This window comes from Devosia sp. 63-57, from assembly GCF_001899045.1.
Taxonomy (GTDB): domain Bacteria; phylum Pseudomonadota; class Alphaproteobacteria; order Rhizobiales; family Devosiaceae; genus Devosia; species Devosia equisanguinis.
The window spans coordinates 96586-117299 of the sequence record NZ_MKUY01000003.1 but is presented as its reverse complement, the minus strand read 5'-3'; the positions used below and the strand labels follow the sequence as shown (position 1 = coordinate 117299).

22 protein-coding genes are annotated in these 20714 nt (G+C 63.7%); 13 read left to right on the top strand and 9 right to left on the bottom strand.

Annotation, left to right across the window (positions count from 1 at the left end; genetic code table 11):
- Positions 1-1032, bottom strand: coding sequence for a branched-chain amino acid ABC transporter permease (locus BGO80_RS00565; RefSeq protein ID WP_126152285.1), 1032 nt, complete (start codon positions 1030-1032; stop codon positions 1-3).
- A gap of 178 nt (positions 1033-1210) precedes the next feature.
- On the bottom strand, positions 1211-2569 hold the full coding sequence (locus BGO80_RS00560) for a substrate-binding protein (RefSeq protein WP_286718047.1): 1359 nt from the start codon (positions 2567-2569) through the stop codon (positions 1211-1213).
- 190 nt (positions 2570-2759) lie between these two features.
- On the opposite strand from BGO80_RS00560, the gene BGO80_RS00555 reads away from it, so the two are divergent.
- The 4 genes from BGO80_RS00555 (at position 2760) to BGO80_RS00540 (ending at position 7786) form a co-directional block, all read left to right on the top strand.
- A complete protein-coding gene (locus tag BGO80_RS00555) occupies positions 2760-4385 on the top strand; it encodes a helix-turn-helix domain-containing protein (RefSeq protein WP_286718045.1) in 1626 nt (541 codons plus the stop codon).
- Between the two features lie 82 nt (positions 4386-4467).
- Positions 4468-4842 carry a response regulator transcription factor gene (locus tag BGO80_RS00550; RefSeq protein WP_286718043.1) on the top strand — a complete coding sequence of 125 codons (375 nt, stop codon included), beginning with the start codon at positions 4468-4470 and terminating at the stop codon, positions 4840-4842.
- Positions 4835-5077, top strand: coding sequence for a hypothetical protein (locus BGO80_RS00545; protein ID WP_286718040.1), 243 nt, complete (start codon positions 4835-4837; stop codon positions 5075-5077). The genes BGO80_RS00550 and BGO80_RS00545 overlap by 8 nt, the downstream gene beginning before the upstream one ends.
- Positions 5078-7786 carry a sensor histidine kinase gene (locus BGO80_RS00540; protein ID WP_286718038.1) on the top strand — a complete coding sequence of 903 codons (2709 nt, stop codon included), beginning with the start codon at positions 5078-5080 and terminating at the stop codon, positions 7784-7786.
- A gap of 137 nt (positions 7787-7923) precedes the next feature.
- Here BGO80_RS00540 and BGO80_RS00535 read toward each other — a convergent pair whose 3' ends face one another.
- Positions 7924-8742, bottom strand: a complete 819-nt coding sequence (locus BGO80_RS00535; protein ID WP_286718036.1) for a potassium channel family protein — start codon at positions 8740-8742, stop codon at positions 7924-7926.
- Positions 8743-8818: 76 nt separating this feature from the next.
- On the opposite strand from BGO80_RS00535, the gene BGO80_RS00530 reads away from it, so the two are divergent.
- Entirely contained in the window at positions 8819-9319 is a 501-nt protein-coding gene (locus BGO80_RS00530; protein WP_126152278.1) for a DUF1993 domain-containing protein, read from the top strand.
- 26 nt (positions 9320-9345) lie between these two features.
- Here the strand turns inward: BGO80_RS00530 and BGO80_RS00525 are convergent, their stop codons facing one another.
- Positions 9346-10179, bottom strand: coding sequence for a FecR family protein (locus BGO80_RS00525; RefSeq protein WP_286718032.1), 834 nt, complete (start codon positions 10177-10179; stop codon positions 9346-9348).
- Between the two features lie 189 nt (positions 10180-10368).
- Here BGO80_RS00525 and BGO80_RS00520 point away from each other — a divergent pair, with 189 nt between their 5' ends.
- The 4 genes from BGO80_RS00520 (at position 10369) to BGO80_RS00505 (ending at position 13590) form a co-directional block, all read left to right on the top strand.
- Positions 10369-11112: a glycosyltransferase family 2 protein gene (locus tag BGO80_RS00520; RefSeq protein ID WP_286718029.1), complete on the top strand. Its 744-nt coding sequence runs from the start codon at positions 10369-10371 to the stop codon at positions 11110-11112.
- A 64-nt stretch (positions 11113-11176) separates the two neighbouring features.
- Entirely contained in the window at positions 11177-12757 is a 1581-nt protein-coding gene (gene fliK / locus BGO80_RS00515; protein ID WP_286718027.1) for a flagellar hook-length control protein FliK, read from the top strand.
- Positions 12754-13023: an EscU/YscU/HrcU family type III secretion system export apparatus switch protein gene (locus BGO80_RS00510; protein ID WP_286718025.1), complete on the top strand. Its 270-nt coding sequence runs from the start codon at positions 12754-12756 to the stop codon at positions 13021-13023. Before fliK ends, BGO80_RS00510 begins: the two co-directional genes overlap by 4 nt.
- 96 nt (positions 13024-13119) lie before the next feature.
- Positions 13120-13590, top strand: a complete 471-nt coding sequence (locus BGO80_RS00505; protein WP_286718023.1) for a hypothetical protein — start codon at positions 13120-13122, stop codon at positions 13588-13590.
- 393 nt (positions 13591-13983) lie between these two features.
- Here the strand turns inward: BGO80_RS00505 and BGO80_RS00500 are convergent, their stop codons facing one another.
- Together BGO80_RS00500 and BGO80_RS00495 are read right to left on the bottom strand one after the other, a co-directional pair.
- Positions 13984-14457, bottom strand: a complete 474-nt coding sequence (locus BGO80_RS00500) for a cell wall hydrolase (RefSeq protein WP_386849514.1) — start codon at positions 14455-14457, stop codon at positions 13984-13986.
- A gap of 95 nt (positions 14458-14552) precedes the next feature.
- Positions 14553-14867, bottom strand: a complete 315-nt coding sequence (locus tag BGO80_RS00495; protein WP_286718021.1) for a hypothetical protein — start codon at positions 14865-14867, stop codon at positions 14553-14555.
- 145 nt (positions 14868-15012) lie between these two features.
- Between BGO80_RS00495 and BGO80_RS00490 the strand changes: the two genes are divergently transcribed.
- Positions 15013-15336 carry a hypothetical protein gene (locus tag BGO80_RS00490; RefSeq protein WP_223214298.1) on the top strand — a complete coding sequence of 108 codons (324 nt, stop codon included), beginning with the start codon at positions 15013-15015 and terminating at the stop codon, positions 15334-15336.
- Between the two features lie 562 nt (positions 15337-15898).
- On the opposite strand, the gene BGO80_RS00485 is transcribed toward BGO80_RS00490, so the two are convergent.
- A complete protein-coding gene (locus BGO80_RS00485) occupies positions 15899-16489 on the bottom strand; it encodes a 5'-methylthioadenosine/S-adenosylhomocysteine nucleosidase (RefSeq protein ID WP_286718018.1) in 591 nt (196 codons plus the stop codon).
- Positions 16490-16613: 124 nt separating this feature from the next.
- On the opposite strand from BGO80_RS00485, the gene BGO80_RS00480 reads away from it, so the two are divergent.
- Positions 16614-16901 carry a hypothetical protein gene (locus tag BGO80_RS00480; RefSeq protein WP_126152319.1) on the top strand — a complete coding sequence of 96 codons (288 nt, stop codon included), beginning with the start codon at positions 16614-16616 and terminating at the stop codon, positions 16899-16901.
- Positions 16902-16936: 35 nt separating this feature from the next.
- On the opposite strand, the gene BGO80_RS00475 is transcribed toward BGO80_RS00480, so the two are convergent.
- Positions 16937-17110, bottom strand: a complete 174-nt coding sequence (locus tag BGO80_RS00475) for a DUF2934 domain-containing protein (RefSeq protein WP_286718016.1) — start codon at positions 17108-17110, stop codon at positions 16937-16939.
- A gap of 306 nt (positions 17111-17416) precedes the next feature.
- Between BGO80_RS00475 and BGO80_RS00470 the strand changes: the two genes are divergently transcribed.
- Entirely contained in the window at positions 17417-17911 is a 495-nt protein-coding gene (locus BGO80_RS00470; protein ID WP_286718014.1) for a hypothetical protein, read from the top strand.
- A 169-nt stretch (positions 17912-18080) separates the two neighbouring features.
- A complete protein-coding gene (locus tag BGO80_RS00465; protein WP_286718012.1) occupies positions 18081-19433 on the top strand; it encodes an MFS transporter in 1353 nt (450 codons plus the stop codon).
- Positions 19434-19437: 4 nt separating this feature from the next.
- On the opposite strand, the gene BGO80_RS00460 is transcribed toward BGO80_RS00465, so the two are convergent.
- Positions 19438-20661 carry an MFS transporter gene (locus BGO80_RS00460; protein WP_286718010.1) on the bottom strand — a complete coding sequence of 408 codons (1224 nt, stop codon included), beginning with the start codon at positions 20659-20661 and terminating at the stop codon, positions 19438-19440.
- Positions 20662-20714 lie beyond the last annotated feature (53 nt).

Here is a 20714-nt window from a genome sequence, read left to right as displayed (position 1 = left end):
TCAGGCCTCCATCACGCCGCGCCGACCCATGAGGCCACGCGGACGAACCAGTAGAATGACGACGGCGACGAGATAGATGATGATCTGGTCGATGCCGGGGAAAATGGCCTTCACCTGGTTCATCGAGGCGAAGGACTGCAGGATGCCCAGGAGGAAACCTGCGGCGACGGCGCCGGGCAGCGAGCCCATGCCACCCACCACGACCACCACGAAGGAGAGGACGAGGAAGTCCATGCCGATGTGATAGTTCGGCGGCAGCAGGGGCGTGTACATGACGCCGGCCACACCGGCCACCACGGCGGCGAGGCCGAACATGATGGTGAAGCGGCGATCGATATTGATGCCGAGCAGCCCCACCGTCTCACGATCCGCCATGCCGGCGCGGACCACCAGGCCGAAGGTGGTGAACTGCAGGAAGGCGAAGACCGCACCGATGACCACGGCGGCAAAGACGAAATAGACCAGGCGCCAGATCGGGTAGGTGATGATGTTGGCCTGCATGCCGAGCCAGGCGCCGATATCGGCGGCACCGCGGAAATCGGTGGGCATGGGTTGCGGCATGGGATTGGGGCCGAAGATCGACTTGATCACTTCCTGGGCCACGATGGCGAGGCCGAAGGTGACCAGGATCTGTTCGGCATGAGGGCGCTTGTAGAAGTGCTTTATGATGCCGCGTTCGAGGCCGATGCCGATCACGAGCATGACTGGAATGGTGATGAGGATGGAGAGCGGCACCGAGTAATTAACCAGGACCGCGCCGAAATCGCCGAACCAGGCCTGAACCAGCGGCTCGCGGATTTCCAGCGGCTGCCCCCAGGGGGAGAGCTTTTCGGGGTCGATGGTGACCGTTTCCATGGTGAGGAACATGCGCACGGTGACGGCGCAGAAGGCCCCGAGCATGAAGAGCGCGCCATGGGCGAAATTGACCACGCCCAGCGTGCCGAACACGAGGGTGAGACCAAGGGCGATCAGCGCATAGGCAGCGCCTTTATCGAGCCCGTTGAGAAATTGCAGAAAGATGACTTCGAACATGGGTGGCTCCGTTGTCTTAACCTCTCCCAAGGGGAGAGATCGGCGTGCAACGCCGGGTGAGGGGGCCTTATTGCGATGCGCAGGGAAGGCCCCCTCACCCGACCCAAGAGGGTCGACCTCTCCCCCAGAGGGAGAGGTGTCGTTGCGGCACGTTCAGCGCTCTATGGCTGTCAGCCGATCAGCACACGGGGGCCGGTTCTGCCGGGCCCAACTCGCCGCCGAAGATCGACGGGTCGTAGGTGGCGCCCTCGCGGTCGACTTCGCGCACCACGTTGAGCACGTCGAATTCGCTGGTCGGGGCTTCATTGCCCTGCACCACGAGAACCGACTTCATGCACTGGTGGTCTTCGGCGCGATACAGCGTACGACCATTGCCCATGCCGTCGAATTCGTGACCTTCGAGTGCCTTGATGACTTCGGGCGGATAGAAGGTGCCAGCGCGTTCGACCGCATCCGCATAGAGCAGGGTCTGCACATAGGCGGTGTGGGCGGCCTGGGACGGCGGGGAGCCATAGGCGGCGCCGAAGGACTTGGTGAAGGCGATAGAGCCGGGGTCCTGCAGGTTCCAGTGCCAGTTGGAGGTGCCGAAGACACCACGCATGGCTTCGCCGGCGCCCTTGGCCATCAGTTCCGACACCAGCGGGGTGACGATCTGGAACTGCTTGCCATTGGCCTGACGGTCGCGCAGGCCGAACTGTACGGCCTGGGGCAGCGAGTTCACCATGTCGAGGCCGTAGTGGTTGAGGATCAGCACGTCGGCGCCGGAATTGAGGATCGGCGTCAGGTACTGGGAATAGTCGGTGGAGCCGAGCGGAGTACGGACCGCCGCGACGGTCTCCCAGCCGAGCTTTTCGGTGGCTTCCTTGATCGACTCTTCCTGGGTCCAACCCCAGGTATAGTCGGCGGTGAGGTGATAGGCGCGGCGATCATTGCCGTATTCTTCGCCGAGCACCGGGCCGAGCGCGATGCCGGACTGGTAGGCATTGAAGAAGTGGCGGAAGCCGTAGCGGCGCTTGTCCTTGCCGGTGGTGTCGTTGGAGTGTGTCAGGCCGGCCATGAAGATGATGCCCTTTTCCTGGCACAATCCCTGAACGGCAATGGCTTCGCCCGAGGACGAGCCGCCGGTGATCATGATGGCGCCATCGCGCTCGATCATGCGGGTGGCGCCGGCGCGGGCCACGTCTGACTTGGTCTGGCTGTCCGAGGACACAAAGCCGACCTTCTTGCCCAGAATGCCATTGCCCTTGAGGGCCGTGGGGGTCAGGACGCCGATGAGGCCGCCGTCGCCTTCGCCATTGAGGTGGGCAATCGCCAGCTCATAGGCCTTCTGTTCGTCGGCGCCTTCTTCGGCGTAGGCGCCGGTCAGCGGCAGGTTGAGGCCGATGGTGACGGTGTCGCCGGTGGGGTTGTTGCAGAAGTTCTCCTGAGCCCAGGCCCCGCGGGTGAAAACCATGGGCGCAATGCCCGTGCCGATAATGCCGGCCATGCCGGTCTGGATAACTCTACGGCGGGTCAGCCCGCGCTTGGAAAGTGTCATTGATCTCCTCCTTATGGCACGGGGCGTCGATACATTGCCGACTGCTCACCGTTCGCCCAGTATTCGACACATTTGCAAACGCAGGCAACATGCCATTGTAAATACAAGGAAAATCTGTCAACTCTTGTTCTGGTTCGGTCGACTTTCTGTTAATTCGTTGACAGGAGGTGATGGTTTCGAGGGGGAGGGCATGCGCGCACCGATCGGATTCCGCATCAGCAACAGGCGGAAATCGCTGAAGATTTCCCAAGCGGCGCTGGCGCGACTGGTTGGAATATCGCCCAGCTATCTGAACCTGATCGAGAACAATAAGCGTGATGTTGGCGGGGCGTTGTTGCAGCGTGTCGCCCACCATCTCTCGATCGACATCGGCGACCTGACGGGTGAGGCCGAGCAGAAACTGCTGCAGGATCTCGAAGAGGCTTATGCCGATCCGATGGTCGAATCGTTGCCGTTCCGACCCGAGGAGCGGCGCGAACTGGTGGCGCAATATCCGGCCAGCGCCATGGCGCTCTCGCGGCTGCATCGGGCCTATACGTCCGCCCAAAGCAGCGCCGATGCCTATGCCGACCGGCTGCGCTCCGATCCGCTGCTTGCGCAATTGCTGCACCAGATCCTTTCAGGGATTACCGCCATCCGCTCGAGCGCCGAAATCCTTGAGGACGTGCCTGATCTCGACGATGCCGAGCGAAGGCGCTTTCTGGGGGCGATCAGCCGCGAAACGCGCGGACTGAGCGAGGTGGCGCGCAGCCTGATCGGGCAGTTCGACAATGCCAGTGCGGATCGTCGCACCGTATCGCCGGCGCGGGAGCTGGATGACCTGATCATCGAGCGCTCCAATCATTTTCCCGAGCTGGAGGATGTGGCGCAGCACCTGCGCAGCGAGATCGAGCGGCAAGCCCCGTTCGGGGTGGCGGCGTTGACCGACATGCTGGCGCAACGGTTTGGCGTGCGGGTAGAGATCGGCAGGGAATTGCGCGAGGACGGCGTGCTGTTTCCCGGACAGTATCGGTTCTTCCCCGCCGAGGCGGTGATGTGGTTCCAGGGCGCGACCACGCTGGCCACGCGGCAGTTCCAGCTGGCGCGGCTCTATGGCGAACTCGCTGCCCCCGAGGCCATAGCTGCGGTGTTGGCGGAGGTGGCGCCGTCTTCGGAACTGGCGCTGCAACTGACGCGGCGGGCATTGGGCTCGTATCTGGCGGGGGCCATGGTCTTTCCCTATTCGCGCGTGCTCGCAGATGCCGAGGCCAATGCCTATGACGTCGACAATCTGCGGCAGATCTATCACGCCAGCTATGAACAGGTGGCGCACCGGCTGGTGACTTTGCGCCGTCCTGGCGAAGAGGGGGTGCCGTTCGGCTTCCTGCGGTCCGATCCCTCGGGCCGGCTGACCAAGCATTTCCCGCTGCCGGGGCTGCTGCTGCCCAATGCCGGCCATGCCTGTCCGCTCTGGGCCATTTATGGGGCCTTTCGCACGCCGGATATGCCGCTGCGGCAGGTGGTGCGATTCTCCGATGGCTCGCGCTATCTGTTCGTGGCGCGCACGGTGCAGCGGCGGGTGGCGGCGTTTCGGGAGCCGCCGGTGACAGCCTCGATCATGCTGGCCTGCGACGTGCTCCATGCCGACCGGACGGTCTATGCGCAGGGGCTGGACCTGACCGACCAGCAGGCCGATGTGCTGGTGGGACCGAGCTGCAGGCTCTGTCCGCGGCTCGATTGTGCCAGCCGCCAGGAGGAGGTGGTAGCATCCGGACCCGGGCGTCCGGCCTGGCGGGCGCCGCTGGTGCCGCGGGCTCCACATCTGGAGCGGGATTAGCGCTTGGCGTTTTCAATCGATTGCGGTTTATTGACACAGCAGGCGGAGGGGAGACCACCTGCGAAACGGTCTGGGGGGGACATTGGCCATCGACATATTGGTTGCGGAGGACGAGCCGAGCATTCTGGAGTCGCTCGACTTCATCCTGCGCCGAGCGGGATGGACAATTGCGTCCGTGACCGACGGGGACGCGGTGCTGGAAGGGGTGCGACGGCTGAGGCCGCGCATGCTGGTGCTCGACGTGATGTTGCCCCGACGCAGCGGTTTCGATGTGCTCAAGCAATTGCGCGCCGATGTCGATACCAGGGCGCTGCCGGTGCTGATCCTCACTGCCAAGGGCCAGCAGCAGGACCGGCGCATTGCCGAGGCGCTGGGGGCGGATGGCTTCGTCACCAAGCCCTATGCCAATGCCGAAGTGGTCGGGGCGGTCCGCAAGCTGCTGGATGAAAATGGCTGACAGGCGCCGGGTCGTCGGCGGCATGTTCATGCTCACGGTGTTGGGCCTGGTGCTGCTGGTGCCGCCGGTGGTGACGCTGTTCAACCATGATATCAGCATCATGGGCATGCCGCAGATCGTGGTCTATATCTTCGGCGTCTGGGTGCTGCTGATCGTGGGGACGGTGGTGCTGACGCGCAATCTGACGCCGGATACGCCCGATATCGCAGAACGGCAGGACGAGGGCGACGGCTAGATGTTGTCGGCTGATTTCGTCATCGCCACCTCGATCGTCTATGTCGGCCTGTTGTTCGTGCTCGCCTATTTCGGCGACCGGCGGGCCAAGGCCAACAAGCGCAGTTGGCTCAATTCGCCGACGGTCTATACGCTGTCGATCTCGGTCTATTGCACCAGCTGGACCTTTTACGGTGCCGTGGGCAATGCGGCGCGTAGTGGTTTGGAATTCCTCACGATTTACCTGGGGCCGACACTGGTTTTCGTCGGCTGGTATTTCCTTTTGCGGCGGCTGGTGCGGATCAGCCATCTGCACCGCATCACCTCGGTGGCTGATCTCCTTTCCTCGCGCTTCGGCAAGTCGAGCCGGTTGGGCGTGCTGGTCACCTGCATCGCGGTGATCGGGATTGCGCCCTATATCGCGCTGCAGCTCAAGGCGGTGACCTCGTCGATCCAGGCGGTGGCAGGGGCGTCGGAGTTCGGGCGCGGGAGCCTGACCGGTATCGACGATGTGGGGCTGGCGCTGGGGGTGGCGGCGGCCATGGCGCTGTTCACCATCCTGTTCGGCACCCGCCATGTCGATGCCAAGGAGCAGCATCACGGCGTGGTGGCAGCCATTGCTTTCGAGGCGGTGGTGAAGCTGGCAGCGCTGGTGGCGGTGGGGGTGTTCGTCGTCTATCTGGCGGGGGGCATCGAGCAGATCTTCACTCAGGCAGCCGAAAAGGGCATCGCCTTCGATACCTCCACCAGTTTCGACAGCCGCTGGATCACCACGCTGGTGCTGTCCATTGCCGCCATCATCTGCCTGCCGCGCCAGTTTCAGGTGACGGTGGTCGAGAACTCCGACGAGAACCATCTGCGCGTCGCCGGCTGGGCCTTTCCGGCCTATATGATGCTGATGAGCATCTTCATCATCCCCATTGCCATCTATGGGCTGACGGTGATGCCGGCCGGGTCGAACCCAGACATGTTCGCGCTGACGCTGCCGCTTTCAGCCGGACAAAATGCGTTGGCTTTGTTTGCCTTTATCGGAGGTTTCTCATCTGCAACATCAATGATCATCCTCGAATCCATCGCGCTGTCGATCATGGTGTCCAACCATATCATGATGCCGCTGGTGCTGAAATTCAGCGCCGGTTCGCAGGGTGGCGACGGGCAGGGGATGAGCAGCGTGCTTTTGGTGGCGCGGCGCTTCGCCATCGTGCTGATCCTGTCGCTGGGATTCTTCTATTTTCTCTTCACCCGCGATTCCGACGCGCTGGCGCCGATCGGGCTGATCTCGTTTACCGCCATCGCGCAGTTCCTGCCGGCGCTGCTGGCGGCGATCTTCTGGCGCGATGCCTCGCTCAAGGCGGTGACCACAGCGATCCTGGTCGGCTTCGTGTTCTGGGCCTGGAGCTGTTTTCTGCCGTCGCTGGAATCGGTGTCGCCGGCGGTGTCGGCACTGGTAGCGGAAGGGCCCTGGGGCATCAGCTGGCTGCGGCCGGAGGCGATGTTCGGGCTGGATGGCTGGGACCCGCTGGCGCATGCCGCGTTCTGGAGCCTGTCGGCCAATGTGCTGATCCTGACGCTGGGATCGCTGCTGACCCGCCCGTCGGCGCTGGAGCGCATCCAGGCGACGGCTTTCGTCGATGTGTTTCGTCGGCACGGCCTGCCGCAGCGCAATTTCATTGCCGGCTCGACCACCGCCAATGACCTGTTCTTCGTGGCCGAGCGGGTGTTGGGCGAGCGGCGGGCGGCGGCCTTGTTCGAGACGGAGGCGCGCGATACCGGCGTCGATCCGGCATTGCTGGAGCCGACGCCGGAGTTCATCGGGCGGCTGGAGCGAGAGTTGGCGGGCTCGATCGGCGCATCCTCGGCGCATGTGATGCTGTCGAAAGTGGTGGCCGGCGGCGACGTCTCGCTCGAAGAGATGATGCAGATGGCCGACGAGACCCAGCAGGTGATCGAATATTCTCAGCAGCTGGAAAAGACCTCGGCCGAATTGCGGGTGACAGCGCAAAAGCTCGAGGATGCCAATGCGCAATTGCGCGAGCTCGACAGCCAGAAGGACGAATTCCTGAGCCAGGTGAGCCACGAAGTGCGCACGCCGATGACCTCGATCCGCTCATTTTCTGAAATCCTCTTGGAAACCGGCGAGCTGGAGGAAAGCCAGCGCCAGCGTTTTGTCAAAACGATCCATCAGGAAAGCCTGCGGCTCACAAAACTGCTGGACGAAATTCTCGACCTGAGCGCGCTGGAGCGGGGCGAACGCTCCTGGCAGAACGTGCCGGTGGATGCTGAGGACGCGCTGACGAGGGCTCTCGCCGTCTGCGATGCGCTGCTGCGGCAGCGCGGCATGCGGGTGGAGATGGGTGAGCGGGCCAGCACCACGATGGTGCAGGGCGATGCCGATCGGCTGTGCCAGGTGTTCATCAATCTGGTGTCCAACGCGGTCAAATATAACGAGGCGGAGGAGCCGGTGGTGCGCGTGAGCTCGACGGTGCGCTCGGGCAGTTATGTGGTCGAGATCGCCGATAACGGGCCGGGAATTTCCAAGCGCAACCGCAAGATGGTGTTCGAAAAATTCTGGCGGGGGGTCGAGGGTGCGGGCGATCAGGGCGGCGCCGGGCTGGGGCTCGCGATCAGCCGGCAGATCGTCACCCGGATGAATGGCACGTTGGAGCTGGTGCCAGGACCGCTGCCGGGGGCGTGTTTCCGGGTGAGATTGCCTGTGAACCGGCAGGGGTGATGGGCGAGCGACTTTAGCCTGTTATGGCGGAGGGGGCGCAAGTGTGGGGCCCTCGGGTCTTCGCCCGAGGGTGGCATCGTTCCTGTCAGATTTGGGTGCCTCTCGGGGGGCATGGTGCTCAGCAGGTATCGACCGGCCTAGTCCTCGCCGTGATCGGGGATATTGAGGATGTGGCCGCAGGCCTTGCAGTGAACGGCGTCGGGGTCGTGCTTGGTGAGGCCGCATTGCGGGCAGGGGAACACCACCTTGGCGGGGCGGAAAATCAGCTGTGCCAGGCGGACGAAGAGCGAAATGCCGATGATCATGATGATGATCGACACCAGCTTGCCGAAGGTGCCGGGGAGGGTGATGTCGCCGAAGCCGGTGGTGGTCATGGTGGCGACGGTGAAGTAAAGCGCGTCGACATAGCCCGAAATGCCGGCATCGCGGTGAGCGAAGGCAGTGTAGACGAAGCCGGTGACCACGAAGAGAAAGACCAGAAGGTTGATGACCGCCTGGATGGTTTCCTGATAGCCGCCAAAACCGCGCTTGCGCAGTGGCCGCCAGATGGCGCCGGATCGGGTGAGCGTCCAGAGGCGGAGTACGCGCAGAAAGCCGAGATTGAGCAGCCAGGTCGGGGCCAGAAGTGTCGCGAGGATAAAGATGTCGATGATGACAGGCAGTTGCTTCAGCCACCGGCGTACATCGGTGGAGGCAAGGGCGCGGGCCACCAGATCGGCGGCAAGCAGGGCGGCGATCGAATAGTCGATCCACAGGAAGCTCTCACTGTCGCGCAGCAGTGGGGCGGCGACGAAGAAGGCGATGATCGACAGATCGACCACCAGCACTGCAGCCTGAAAGCGCTGCGCTTTGGGTGATTGGCCATGATAGAGCAGGCGCAGCGTCGAGCGCAGCCGCGCAAAGGCGCTGCTATTTGCTTTATCGTCGTCTGGCGATGGTTTAGTGCTGTTCGCCATCACGTGGTTCCTCGAGTCGCCTCTGCCCGGCGCTTGCAGATGGGACCATCCTGCCCCCACATTCAAGGAGTGTTCGATGGGTGTGTCGATTTACGATGTGACCGTACCGGTGTTCACCCGCATGCTGAACAACCTCCTTGTGTTCATGGACAAGGCGGAAGCGGACGCCGAAGCCCGCAAATATGCGGCGGAAACGCTGGTCAATGACCGATTGGCGCCTGACATGATCCCGTTCCGCGGCCAGGTGATGATCGCCACCGATCACGTCAAGGGCTGTGTGAGCCGGCTGGCCGGCAAGCCGGTGCCGTCCTGGCCGGACGAGGAGAAGACGTTCGAGGAACTGCGCGCCCGCGTGCGCAAGGCACTCGACCTCTTGGCCGCAGTGACGCGCGAAGAGTTGGACGGTTCGGAAAGCCGCCAGATCACCATCAAGCTGGGTGGCAACGACGTGACCATGCCCGGGCTCGATTATGTGACGCTGCGCGCCATGCCGAACTTTTATTTCCACATCACCACGGCCTACGCCATTCTCCGCCACAATGGCGTGCCGCTGGGTAAGCGTGACTTCATCGGCTGAGTTGCAAGGGGCGCCGCGCGGACCTGCTAGGGAGTGGTGGTCGGCGTGGTGTTGCCGGAGGTCACGTTTCCACTGTTGGAATTGCCGCCGAAGGTTGGCGTCGTGGTGGTGAAGTTTCCTCCGCTGGTCGGGGGCGTGGTATTGCCCGAGGGAGGATTGCCGCTGGACGGCGAACTTAGGCTGTCGGTGGATGGCGGCGGCGGCGGGGTCAGACAGGACTGGGCCCCGGCGACCCGGAAGGCCTGCAGCAGTGGGCGCTGGATATTGGCCAGCGGGAAATTGCGCACCAGATTGGCGCGGGCGCTATCCCGCCAGGTCACGAGGGCGCTGCTGCTGGAATCGGCGACGCCGTAGTCGCAGCGATCGGTCAATTCCACGCATTGGCGGCCGCTGCACAATTGTAATCCGCCCTCATAGAGCAGCACCTGGGTGGAACCGCGCTGCACGGTGATGTCGAACTTGGTGCCGCGCACGGCAATCGAGGCGGTCGGCGTATTGATCGAATAGGCGGATTTCGGGCTGTTGCCGGAAATGAAGCGGAAGGTGCCGGCGAGGGCGTTGACCGCGAATTTGTCGGTGCGGTTGCCATTGAGCAGATAGCTCTGGATCTCGAGCGAACTGCCGGGGCCGACCACAAGGCGCGTCTGGTTCTGGAAGACGATCTGCACGCGGCCCGAGGCGCCGGTGACCACACGGTCGCCCACCGATATGTCGGCGCCAACCACCAGCACGCGATCGCTGGAGCCGCGGCGCGCTACGGCATCGGGATCGACCCCCACCGCCGAGCCTTCAGCAGCGGCCAGGCTTGGTCCGGTCAGCAGGGTGGTCAGCAGGGCGGCGAAAGCAAGTTTCTTGATCATGGCAGACCTGTCCCGAGGGGCGAGCGATGGCTGGTTGAGACACTATAAGCTGCCAAGCAATCTAGCAGAACTGTGTGCACCAGGAAAAGCGGGAGACGAAACGGGCCTGCAGAGCGGTTGCCGGACGCTTGGCGTCGCGCTATGTGCAGGCTGTCTTGCATCGTCGGCCTGTCCGACAGAAGGGGCCCAATGAAGCTCGCCTTTGTCATTCCCGCCTATAATGAAGAAGCTTTGATCGGCAAGTGTCTTGCCTCCGTGCTGGCGGAAATCAAGCGGTCGGGATGCGATGCCGATGTCATCGTGGTCAATAATGCCTCAACCGACCGCACCGGCGAAATCGCGCGCAGCTTTCCCGGCGTGACCGTGGTGGACGAGCCGAAAAAGGGCCTGGTCAATGCTCGTGATGCCGGCTTTGCCGCCAGCGCAGGCTATGAGCTGGTGGCCAATATCGATAGCGACACCATCGTGCCGGAGGGTTGGCTCGATGTGGTGATGCGCGAATTCGCCAAGGATTCCAAGCTGGTCTGCCTTAGCGGTCCCTATGTCTATTACGACATGGGCGGGTTCAATCGCTTCTTGATCGACATGTTTTATGGGCTGACCTATTTCATCTACCTGCTCAACCGTTTCGTGCTGCGGGTGGGGTCGGTTGTGCAGGGCGGCAATTTCGTGTTCAAGCGCGAGGCCTGGGCCTCGGTGGGCGGCTATGATCGCTCGATCGACTTTTTCGGCGAGGATACGGACGTTGCCGTGCGCCTGTCCAAGGTCGGTGGGGTCAAGTGGACCTATGCGCTCAAAATGAAGACTTCGGGCCGTCGACTGGAGCAGGAAGGCGTGTTCCGCACGGCAGGCACATATACGCTCAACTTCCTCTGGGTGACCTTCAGGGGCAAGCCGATCACCAAGAAATCGACCGATATTCGCCCAAGCTGACGCTTCTCCGCTTTTGCTGTAGGCTGACGCCGAGCCGCGCGATGCGGCTGGAGTCGGCCGGCAGATGAGCATTTCGACCCAGCTTCCGCCCATTCCCGCCAACCAGGCTTCCAGCCTGGTGCGTGCGCTCGAACACGCACCGGGGCAGGTGATTGAGGCGCGGGTGGTCGGCCTGCTGGGCAATGGCACGACGCAGGTGCAGATCGGCCAGCAGACCCTGGCGTTGGCCTTGCCGACGCTGCAGGCGCCGGGGACGGTGCTGACGCTGGGCGTGCAGCAGGCCAATGGGCAGACGCAATTGACGCTGATGGCGGTGAAAGCGCCTGAAATTCCGCAGGTTTTTGCGCAAAGTGCGCAGTCGCCTGTTCCGGCAACGACGGTGCAGCTATCGGCGGCGGCGCTGGGGCAGACGAATGGTCCGCCGGTGGCGGGCACGGTGTCTGGCGCGGCAATCACCGGGTCAGCAGGCGTTAGTGGCGGGGGGCTAGCTGGGGTTCAAACGGGAATGGCGGCTGGCGCAGGTCCGGTGCTGGCGCCCCAAGGCAATGCGCATATGCCAGCGCCTGCAGTGCCTTATGCGAGTGCGCCCGCGTCTATGGCGGCGGGCGCAGGTCCTTTGCCGGGGCCGGTGACCGGCGCGAACGCGGCTGGTGCGCTCGGCCAGCAGATGGCATCGGCGGGGGCGGGGTTGGCAGGTGCAGCGGGGGCGACCGCGGGGTCAACTGCCGCTGTGCCGCAGGCGACGAGCCCGCAAGCGGCGGTGCTGCAGATGGTGCATCAGGCGGTGCCGCGGCAGAACAGCGTTGTCGGCCTCACCACCATGCTGGCGGCGGTGGCGGGTGCGGTGGCCCTGCCGGAGCCGGTGGCCAAGGCGGTGCAACAGGTGTTGGCGCAACGACTTTCATTGGATGGACAACAGTTTAACGGGCAGGCGCTGAAGAGTGCGGTGAGCAATTCCGGGATTTTTCAGGAGGCCAAGCTGGGCGCCGGGCGCGCGGGCGCTGCTGGCGGCGACCTCAAGACGGCGCTGCTGGGATTGCGGCAGAGCCTGGGGCAATGGCTGGGGGCGCAGGCGCCGCTGGAACAGGTGGCCAGCGTGCCGCCACCGCTGCGCGGGCTGGTGCCGCGCGCCCGGGCGGGCGATGCGATGCCGGGAGAAATTCCTGAAGAACCAGAACAGCTTGGCCGTATACTACAGGAGCGGACGGAGGCGGCTTTGTCCCGGGTTCGCCTGCATCAGGCGGCGTCGCTGCCGGATCCGGCGGATCGTCCGGGCGTGCAGTGGAACATGGACCTGCCGGTCATGGTGGCGGGGCAGCAGATGCTGTTGCATCTGCACATTCATGGCGATCCCGAGGACGGTGCCGAACGGGCCGAGGATCGCGGCTGGCAGCTGCGCTTTGCCATCAATCTGCCAGAGGCGGGCGAAGTGGGCGCGCAGGTCACCCTGCGGCACAAGATCAGCGGCGTTCTGTTGTGGGCCGACGATGCCGAGACCGCTCAGAGCCTCGCGCGACATGTTGACAACTTGAAGCAAGAGCTTGAATCCGTTGGCCTTGTTGCCGGATCGGTCATCGTCAAAACCGGCGCGCCAGTGGCGCCGCAACCGCCGCAATCCGGCCATTTCGTGGATGCGGTGCGATGAGCGAAGACCAGGCAAAACGGCCGCTGGCGGTGGCGTTGCACTATGAAAAAGGGTCGCGCGAAGCGCCGCAGGTGGTGGCCAAGGGGCGGGGGCTGGTGGCCGAGAAGATCGTGGCGCTGGCCGAGGAAAACGGCGTGGTGATCGAAAGCAATCCGGTGCTGGCGGAGGCGCTCAGCGGGGTGGAGCTGGACGACACCATCCCGGTCGAGCTGTTCGACGCGGTGGCGGTGGTGATCGGCTATGTGTTGCGGCAGAGCCGAAGCTGACCGCGATGTGAACGCATTCTGAACGCCGGGGCCAGCAGCGGTTCAAACCAGGCATGGCAAAACCCTCACAGAGCAACGCCAATGAGGGACATGGCCATGCATACACTTCGTCACCGCCGCGCATTCATCCGCAACGCCGCCGTCGTCGCCGGCATCGCCATCGTGGCGGTGTTGCTCGGCGTGCCGGCCAAGGCCTTCGAGCTTCAGGACATGTATGCCAATGACGAAGGGCAGGTGGAGTTCGTGCTGCCCTCGGGTAATATCGGCTGCATCTATACGCCCGCGGGTGGAACCAGTTTTTACGAGACCTGGGATGGCCTGGCGGAGATCCAGTGCGATCGGGTGCAGCCGCATTATGTGCGCGCCGTTCTGGGCGGGCAGGACGAGGCGGTTATTCTCGATGATGTCGGCGACCCCGGCTGTTGCGGCGCCGAGCAGGTCTTTCATTACGACCATGTGGTTGAACTGGGCCCGTTCCAATGCCTGTCGACGCGCAAGGGGCTGACCTGCGCACGCGAGGATGGCCACGGATTTTTCCTGAGCCGGGCTTCGGTCGAGGCGCGGTGAGGCGAGAGACCGGAAAACGACCTGGTCCAAGAGGGGTGGTGTCGGGTTTTCAGGCATGGCGGGGGATTAAGCGCCGACCCCCACCCGGCCTCCCCCTGTAGGAAGGGGAGGAGCCGCATCGTTCTTGGGATGAGATGGTGCTAAAACCGCCGACCTGTCTGCCGCGCCTTTGCGGGCAGGACTATCGCATTGGGTGTTGGCGTGCTTCCTGACATGCCCCGTTCCGCCCTCGAGCTTAACCCGAGGGCCAATTTCCCACTTCACCAGTACCATGTGGTGGCTCTCTGACAGGCCCTCGGGTTAAGCCCGAGGGCGGCATCGTATGCGTTGCATCTGGCGTGCCGGGGACGCGCCAGGAAAGCACTCAGGGAGAGCGTGGCGCCGAGCGCCGCCTTAGCGGACGGTGCGCTTTTCGTAGAACTCGTTGCCGCCGGCTTCGAGGACGTAGAACATGTTGTTGTAGGGGAAGCGCAGGCCGGCAGTGTGGAAGTGCTGGGCGTTCTGGACGCCGGGGTGGCGCTGGCCACGCAGCACCTGGTCAGCGACCTGGGAGGCGAGGATGGCGCCGCTATCGGTCATCGGCTTGGTCAGCACGCCCTGGGCGAACTGGTTCTTCTGGCCGACGACTTCGCAGACCGATTTGGGATAGCGCGGATCGCCCAGGCGGTTCATCACCACCGTTCCCACCGCCAACATGCCTTCTGAGCTGGAGCGGTTGGATTCGAAATACATGGCCCGCATCATGCATTCCTTCTCGCTCATGCGATTGAAGGCGAAGTTCATGCCGAACAGCGAGCAGCCGCCGAGGCTGGTGGCCATTATGCCGAGAGCGAGGAAGCGCAGGGCTAAGGGCGCAAGGCGGGTCATGATGGCGGCACTCCGGGCTGCGGCTTTTTTGCCGCTCAGCCCGAAAATGCGCCGTCAGGCTTAAAGAAGGCCTGACCCGAATGGTTAAATTTGCCTTAGCGGCGGCTGAGCAGGTGAGCGAGCAGGAGAGCGGTGCCGACGAGGGCAATGATGGGGACAGGGTCACGGCGGACAGCTTCGGCGCCCTTGATGGCCTGACGGCTGGCCACACCAGCCAGATGGGCGCCTCGGCGAGCGGCCTCGCGGCCAAATTCAACGGCGACCTCGCCGACATCGTCGGCCGTGTCACCGGCCCGGCTCGCGACCTGGCGGCTGACGCGGCGGATATCGCGGCGCAGGGTGTCGAGCTGGTCGGCCATGGCATCCATGGGGGTGTGGCGGCGGGGTGCAAAGAGATCGATTAGGGACATAGGACGCTCCGTGTTTGATGCAGAAACGGCATTTGGCAGCGGAGGGTTCCCGGACTTGTGCATGGCCCCTTGATCTGGCGCGCGGCGTCGCCATCTACCAAGCATGACTGCCCCATTGGCAGGTGCAGCCTGGAGGAATGCTGAAGTGAGCAAGAGCGGCCAACGCCTCAATCGACTGTTTGACCGGCTGGAGCGCCGTGTGCCGAGAACCGCCGCCGGATGGCTGGCCAATGTGCGCCGGCCCGAGGCCCGCTGGGTCCGCATTCCGCTCGGCATACTGCTCGTACTGGGCGGCATTTTCAGCTTTCTGCCGGTGCTCGGCATCTGGATGCTGCCGCTGGGGCTGCTGCTGCTGGCGCTTGACCTGATCTTCCTGCAGGGACCGGTGAACATGGCCATTTTGCGCGGGAGCCGCAAATGGACCACCTGGCAACGGTCGCGCCGCGACAAGAAGAACGGCCAAGTATAAGCGGCTAAAGCGCTTTGCGTTTTTTAGATGGGGCGCCATCGTGCCTCACGCCTGAGGGAGGGGGTGCTGAACCTGCTGCACCCCCACCTAGCCTCCCCCTGTAGAAGGGGGAGGGAGCGCAGGAGCCTAAGCCTAAGCCTAAGCCTAAGCCTAAGCCTAAGCCTAAGCGCCTCCCAACGCGCTCTAACTGAACAAATCCCTCAAGGGGCAGGGCTATCGCATATGACGAATTGGCACCGGGCTCTCATCCCCCACCCAACCCTCCCCGCAAGGGGAGGGAGACGGACCGGTTCTTTTGACCCACTCTTGCCCACAACTGGATGCAGCTCCTCCCCCTTCTTCAGGGGGAGGTTGGGAGGGGGGTTGCAGCACGCACAAGCCCATATGCGATAGCCCTGCCTCAAGGGGGAGGGCGGGAAAGCGCGCAGAGTTCACTTCATTTTGAAATGATCTGGGTTTGCTGGGCCTCTCGCTGTTTGGCGTGTGAACCGGCAGGCCCTCGGGGTCGGGCCCGAGGGCGGAACGGTGGGTGGGTGAGGGCTGTCCTTATCTGATCAGGGGCTTAGTTGGTCAGGTGTTGGGCTTCGATAAGATCGACGGCATGGGCCAGCTTTTCGTCGATGATGTGCAGATAGTTGGTCCAGTCAGCCATGCGGGTGACTTCGGCCCGACCGTCGGAAATGCCGCGCAGGGCGAGGAGGGGGACGTTGAAGCCTTGGCAGGCGCGCAGGATGGCGTAGGTCTCCATATCCACCATGTCCTCCGCAATGGTGTCATAGGCAGCGCCTGAGACGATATTGGCGCCGGTGGAAAGAGTAGCGGGGGCAAGGCCCGGCAGCAGCGGCGCCAAGGGCAAGGTAGCGGGCAGACCGAGAAATGGGGTCTCGCCGCGCGCGAAGCCGAGAGGCGATGCGTCCATGTCGCGGTAGGATACCGAGATCGCCTGATAGACCCCGCACTGTTCGAGCCGACGCGATCCGGCCGATCCCAGCGAGACGACAAGATGGGGCAGGGCGTCGCGACGCTCGGTCAGGGCACGGGTGGTGGCGATAGCCGCCTCGACCGGACCCACCCCGACCATGAGCGGGGTGATCCGCCGCCGCAAGTGCGGGCCATATTCGGCGTCGGCGGCCATGAGATAGAGAATCGTCATTGGATGGCTCGTCACTTGGCTGTGATAGCGAGGTTAAAAAATCTTTGCGGATTTGTAACGCCTTGCGCGCATCCTCGGGCAATCGGGCACCGCAGAAGGCGGGATGGCCCCATGGACGGCAAGAATGCGCTTTGCAGAAATTGGTGACACGCGGGAATGGAGCGAACCGAGCGCCAGACGGTCTGGCGGCATAGCGGTGCATCCCGAGGATATCGAACTGGAAGCATGGCGCCGCAAGGCGGCGCTGGGGATCGATGAGTGGCGCATGCGTGAATATGTCACCGGCGTGCCTGTCCCCGACCGGATCGACCACTATTGCCAGCAGATCGAATTCGCCGCGCAGGCGCTGATGCGCCTATCGCCCATTCCGAGCGATTTCCGCAATGACGTCTATTGGCCGCGCTGCTGGTGAGCTCGCGGCCAAACGCTGGATAAAGAAAGGCCGCTTCACGCGGCCTTTTTCGTGCGGGGCGCAGCGCGCTTGCGCGGCGGCTTGATGGTCTTGGCCGCTTCGTCCGTCAATTCAGCAACGGCCTTGAACCAATAGGCCTGATCCTGGCCTTCCGGACAATTGTCGGCCTGCCAGAGCGCGTAGGCCCGGCGCTGGATTTCGTTATGCATGGGCTGTGGTCCTTCCTTGTACTCGGAAAGAGCCTGCGAGAACGGGGTTAATTCGCGGTGAAGGGGGCGCAGGAACGTTGGGAGGCTACCGCATGCGGGCTTGAGTTTGTTGTCCACCCCCTCCCAGCCTCCCCCTGAAGAAGGGGGAGGAGCGCGTCGCGTGCTGGCCTGGGGTGTCGCGCCAGAAGCCGACCACTTCCTTCCTGGAATGCGGCGTGCCGGCGTTCAGCGCCGACCGTGCCCCGCGATCTGGGGGTGACAGGGACAGGCATGGGCGGCATGGTGCGGCAGAATTGGAGATTTGCCATGCGTCGCGCCGTGTTGATTGCCGCCTTTTGCCTGATCGCTTCGTCTGCCCAGGCTGCCTGGCAGTTTTCCGATGTGAGCGACGAGGACGGCAAGGCCTATAAGGGGTGGGCGGTGGATGTTTCGGGGGAGCTCGAGGCGCAGATCTTTTGCGATGACTGGTTTCCCGACGCCATGGACATCACCATCTACACGGCGGAGAAATACGACGCCAAGGCCAGTTATCCCGAAAGCGGGGTGATGAAGGTGCGCATAGATGACCGCAAGTCGGTCGAGGTGACGGCCTTTTATGACGAGCATGAGGGGGAATTGCTGGTCTATACGTCGAGCCTAGAGGCTGAGGGGGTCGACGAAGTGCTGTTGGCCATGGCGCGGGCCAATTCCAGCATCGGCTTCAGCTTTGAAGGGCGCGACTGGCACTTTTCGGCCGACAATGTGTTCCCTGTGCTCGAAAAAATGGCCGCGGAATGCCCGACAGAGTCGAATACGCCCTGAGATGTTCGTCGCCATGGCAGCGCATCGAGGAGCCCTGCCATGACCCCAATCCGAAACAGTGGTTCCGATGCGCAGGTGACACGAGCTGTCACGACCGCGCCGTAAAGATTGAGCTTTCACCCCGCGAGCGATAGCGTCGCGCGGGTGCTGCATGCATTGGACGCTTCCCATGACCCCGTTTCACCATATCCTCGTCAACAATCTCGCCGCCAATGTCACCAATTTCACCGTGTGGTTCGCGGTGACGTTCTGGGTGTTTCTCGAGACGCAATCGGTGTTCGCCACCGGCATGATTGCGGGCATCTACCTGGTGTTCACCGCCGCCTTCGGCATCTGGTTTGGCTCGATCGTCGACCACAATTCCAAGCGGCTGGCCATGCTGGGATCGAGCCTTGTTTCCTGGCTCTTGTATCTGCCGGGCCTGCTGATGGTGCTCTTCGCGCCCGAGGGGGCGTTTTCCGACCCCTATGGGCCTTATCTCTGGAGCTTCGTGCTGCTGGTGATGCTGGGGGTGATCGCGGGCAATATCCGCTCGATCGCGCTGCCGACGCTGGTGACCATCCTCATTCCGGAGGCGGAGCGCGACAAGGCGAACGGATTGGTGGGCATGGTCAGCGGCATCGGCTTTCTCACCACTTCGGTGATTTCGGGCTTTCTGGTGGCCTATACCGGCATGCTGGGCGTGCTGATCATGGCGCTGAGCGTGACGACGCTGGCCTTCGTGCATTTGAGCCTGGTCAAGCTGGACGAGGGCCGGGTGGCGCCGAGTGCCGATGAGCCGGCCGAACCCAAGCGCGTGGACCTGGCTGGAACCATCAGGGTGATCGCGGCGGTGCCGGGACTGTTCGCGCTTATCTTTTTTGCCTGCTTCAACAATTTTCTCGGCGGCATCTTCATGGCGCTGCTCGACGCCTATGGGTTGTCGCTGGTGTCGGTGGAGGTGTGGGGGCTGTTGTTCGGCGCGCTGTCGATGGCGTTCATCGCCAGCGGCATCATTATTTCCAAGACCGGGCTGGGCCGGAACCCGCTGAAGACGCTGCTGATGGTCAATATGGTGACCTGGGCGGTGTGCTGCGTGTTCACGCTGCAATCCTCGATCTGGCTCCTGGCGGCGGGCTGCTTTGTGTGGATGTTCCTCGGGCCCTATGCCGAGGCAGCCGAGCAGACGACGCTGCAGAAGGTGGTGCCGCTGGAACGGCAGGGCCGGGTGTTCGGCTTCGCGCAGTCGGTGGAGCAATCGGCCTCGCCACTCACGGCATTTCTGATCGGGCCGCTGACGCAGTTCGTGGTCATCCCGTTCATGACCGATGGCGCGGGGGCGCGGAGTATCGGCGGCTGGTTCGGCACCGGGCCGGAGCGGGGCATTGCGCTGGTGTTCACCGTGGCCGGGTTTGTCGGCCTGTTGGTCACTATCCTCGCCATCAACTCCCGCTATTACCGGCAGCTGTCGGCGGCCTATGCGGCCGGCAAGGACGATGATGGCGAGAGTGGTGGCGGAGCGGCTGTGACCAGCCCGGCCTGATCGATCAGGCCGGCACGGCGTCGATGGGCGCCGGGTCGCGGCGCTTGGGCGGGAAGGCCAGTGCCAGAGCGGCTGCGGCGAGGCCGACGCCGGCCGAGGCGACATAGAGCCAGTGGTAGTCGCCATAGGTGTCGTAGAGCCAGCCGCCGCCGACCGGGCCGAAGGCCATGCCGATGGACGAGGTCATGGTGATACCGCCCAGCACCGTGCCCATGACATTGGGTCCGAAATAGTCGCGCGCCAGCACCGAATAGAGCGGCATGACCCCGCCATAGACAAGGCCCAGCACCGCAGCGAGCAGATAGAAGTGCTGGAGCTCGCTGACATAGATATAGGCGTAGATGCCGGCCGCCTGCAGCACCAGGCCGACGACGATGACGCGCTTGACGCCGAGGCGGTCGGCCAGCACGCCGAAGATGACGCGGCCGAAGAGGCCGGCAAAGCCCTCGACGCTATAGATGCTGGCGGCGGCCAGGGCCGAGGCGCCGCAGAGCATGGCATAGCTGACGGTGTGGAAGATTGGCCCGGAATGGGCGGCGCAGCAGAGGAAGAACACGCCGGCCAGAATGAAGAATTGCGGCGTGCGGAAAATGGCGGCCATATTGGCCGGGCGCGGTTCGGCCGGGGCGATGTCGCTGGCGGGGCTCGGCGCCTCCCGCTGCACGGTCGGGGCGCGGCGGATCAGGAAGGCGGCGGGGATGATGAGCAGGGTGGCGGCGATAGACGTCATCAGCATAGCGCTGCGCCAGCCATAATTCTCGATCAGCACCGTGGCGAGCGGGGTGATGGTCATGGGGGCGACGCCGCCGCCCAGGGAGACCAGCGAGACCGCGAGGCTGCGATGCCGGTCGAACCAGCCCAAAGTGGTGGCGATGAGCGGGGCGAAGAAGGCGCCGCCAGCGGCGCCGACCAGCCCGCCATAGGCAAACTGGAAGACCAGAAGGTCATTGGCACGGCTGGCGATGAACAGGCCGAGGCCGAGCAGCACGGCGGCGATCAGCACCACCGGGCGGGCGCCGATGCGGTCGGTGAGCGTGCCCCAGACGAAGCCGCCGACGCCCATGACGATGAAGCCCACGGTCATGGCGCCGGAAATGCCGGCACGGGACCAACCGGTCTCGTCGGCCATGGGTTGAAGATAGACGGGCAGGGCGAACATGGCGCCCATGGCGAGACAGGTGATCACCGCGCCTGCTGCGACGATGACCCAGCCGTAATGCCGTTCCATTCCGCAATTCCTCCGTGCAGGATTGTCACCTGCATGACGGATGAGGCGCCGGA

Excerpts from the sequence above, each read along its gene's own strand:
- BGO80_RS00485 (WP_286718018.1), bottom strand. The coding sequence starts at position 16,489 with ATGACGATTCTCTATCTCATGGCCGCCGACGCCGAATATGGCCCGCAC.
- fliK (WP_286718027.1), top strand. The coding sequence starts at position 11,177 with ATGAGCATTTCGACCCAGCTTCCGCCCATTCCCGCCAACCAGGCTTCC.
- BGO80_RS00460 (WP_286718010.1), bottom strand. The coding sequence starts at position 20,661 with ATGGAACGGCATTACGGCTGGGTCATCGTCGCAGCAGGCGCGGTGATC.
- BGO80_RS00540 (WP_286718038.1), top strand. The coding sequence starts at position 5,078 with ATGTTGTCGGCTGATTTCGTCATCGCCACCTCGATCGTCTATGTCGGC.
- BGO80_RS00560 (WP_286718047.1), bottom strand. The coding sequence starts at position 2,569 with ATGACACTTTCCAAGCGCGGGCTGACCCGCCGTAGAGTTATCCAGACC.
- BGO80_RS00505 (WP_286718023.1), top strand. The coding sequence starts at position 13,120 with ATGCATACACTTCGTCACCGCCGCGCATTCATCCGCAACGCCGCCGTC.
- BGO80_RS00480 (WP_126152319.1), top strand. The coding sequence starts at position 16,614 with ATGCGCTTTGCAGAAATTGGTGACACGCGGGAATGGAGCGAACCGAGC.
- BGO80_RS00525 (WP_286718032.1), bottom strand. The coding sequence starts at position 10,179 with ATGATCAAGAAACTTGCTTTCGCCGCCCTGCTGACCACCCTGCTGACC.
- BGO80_RS00520 (WP_286718029.1), top strand. The coding sequence starts at position 10,369 with ATGAAGCTCGCCTTTGTCATTCCCGCCTATAATGAAGAAGCTTTGATC.
- BGO80_RS00500 (WP_386849514.1), bottom strand. The coding sequence starts at position 14,457 with ATGACCCGCCTTGCGCCCTTAGCCCTGCGCTTCCTCGCTCTCGGCATA.
- BGO80_RS00470 (WP_286718014.1), top strand. The coding sequence starts at position 17,417 with ATGCGTCGCGCCGTGTTGATTGCCGCCTTTTGCCTGATCGCTTCGTCT.
- BGO80_RS00565 (WP_126152285.1), bottom strand. The coding sequence starts at position 1,032 with ATGTTCGAAGTCATCTTTCTGCAATTTCTCAACGGGCTCGATAAAGGC.
- BGO80_RS00475 (WP_286718016.1), bottom strand. The coding sequence starts at position 17,110 with ATGCATAACGAAATCCAGCGCCGGGCCTACGCGCTCTGGCAGGCCGAC.
- BGO80_RS00545 (WP_286718040.1), top strand. The coding sequence starts at position 4,835 with ATGGCTGACAGGCGCCGGGTCGTCGGCGGCATGTTCATGCTCACGGTG.
- BGO80_RS00495 (WP_286718021.1), bottom strand. The coding sequence starts at position 14,867 with ATGTCCCTAATCGATCTCTTTGCACCCCGCCGCCACACCCCCATGGAT.
- BGO80_RS00465 (WP_286718012.1), top strand. The coding sequence starts at position 18,081 with ATGACCCCGTTTCACCATATCCTCGTCAACAATCTCGCCGCCAATGTC.
- BGO80_RS00535 (WP_286718036.1), bottom strand. The coding sequence starts at position 8,742 with ATGGCGAACAGCACTAAACCATCGCCAGACGACGATAAAGCAAATAGC.
- BGO80_RS00530 (WP_126152278.1), top strand. The coding sequence starts at position 8,819 with ATGGGTGTGTCGATTTACGATGTGACCGTACCGGTGTTCACCCGCATG.
- BGO80_RS00510 (WP_286718025.1), top strand. The coding sequence starts at position 12,754 with ATGAGCGAAGACCAGGCAAAACGGCCGCTGGCGGTGGCGTTGCACTAT.
- BGO80_RS00555 (WP_286718045.1), top strand. The coding sequence starts at position 2,760 with ATGCGCGCACCGATCGGATTCCGCATCAGCAACAGGCGGAAATCGCTG.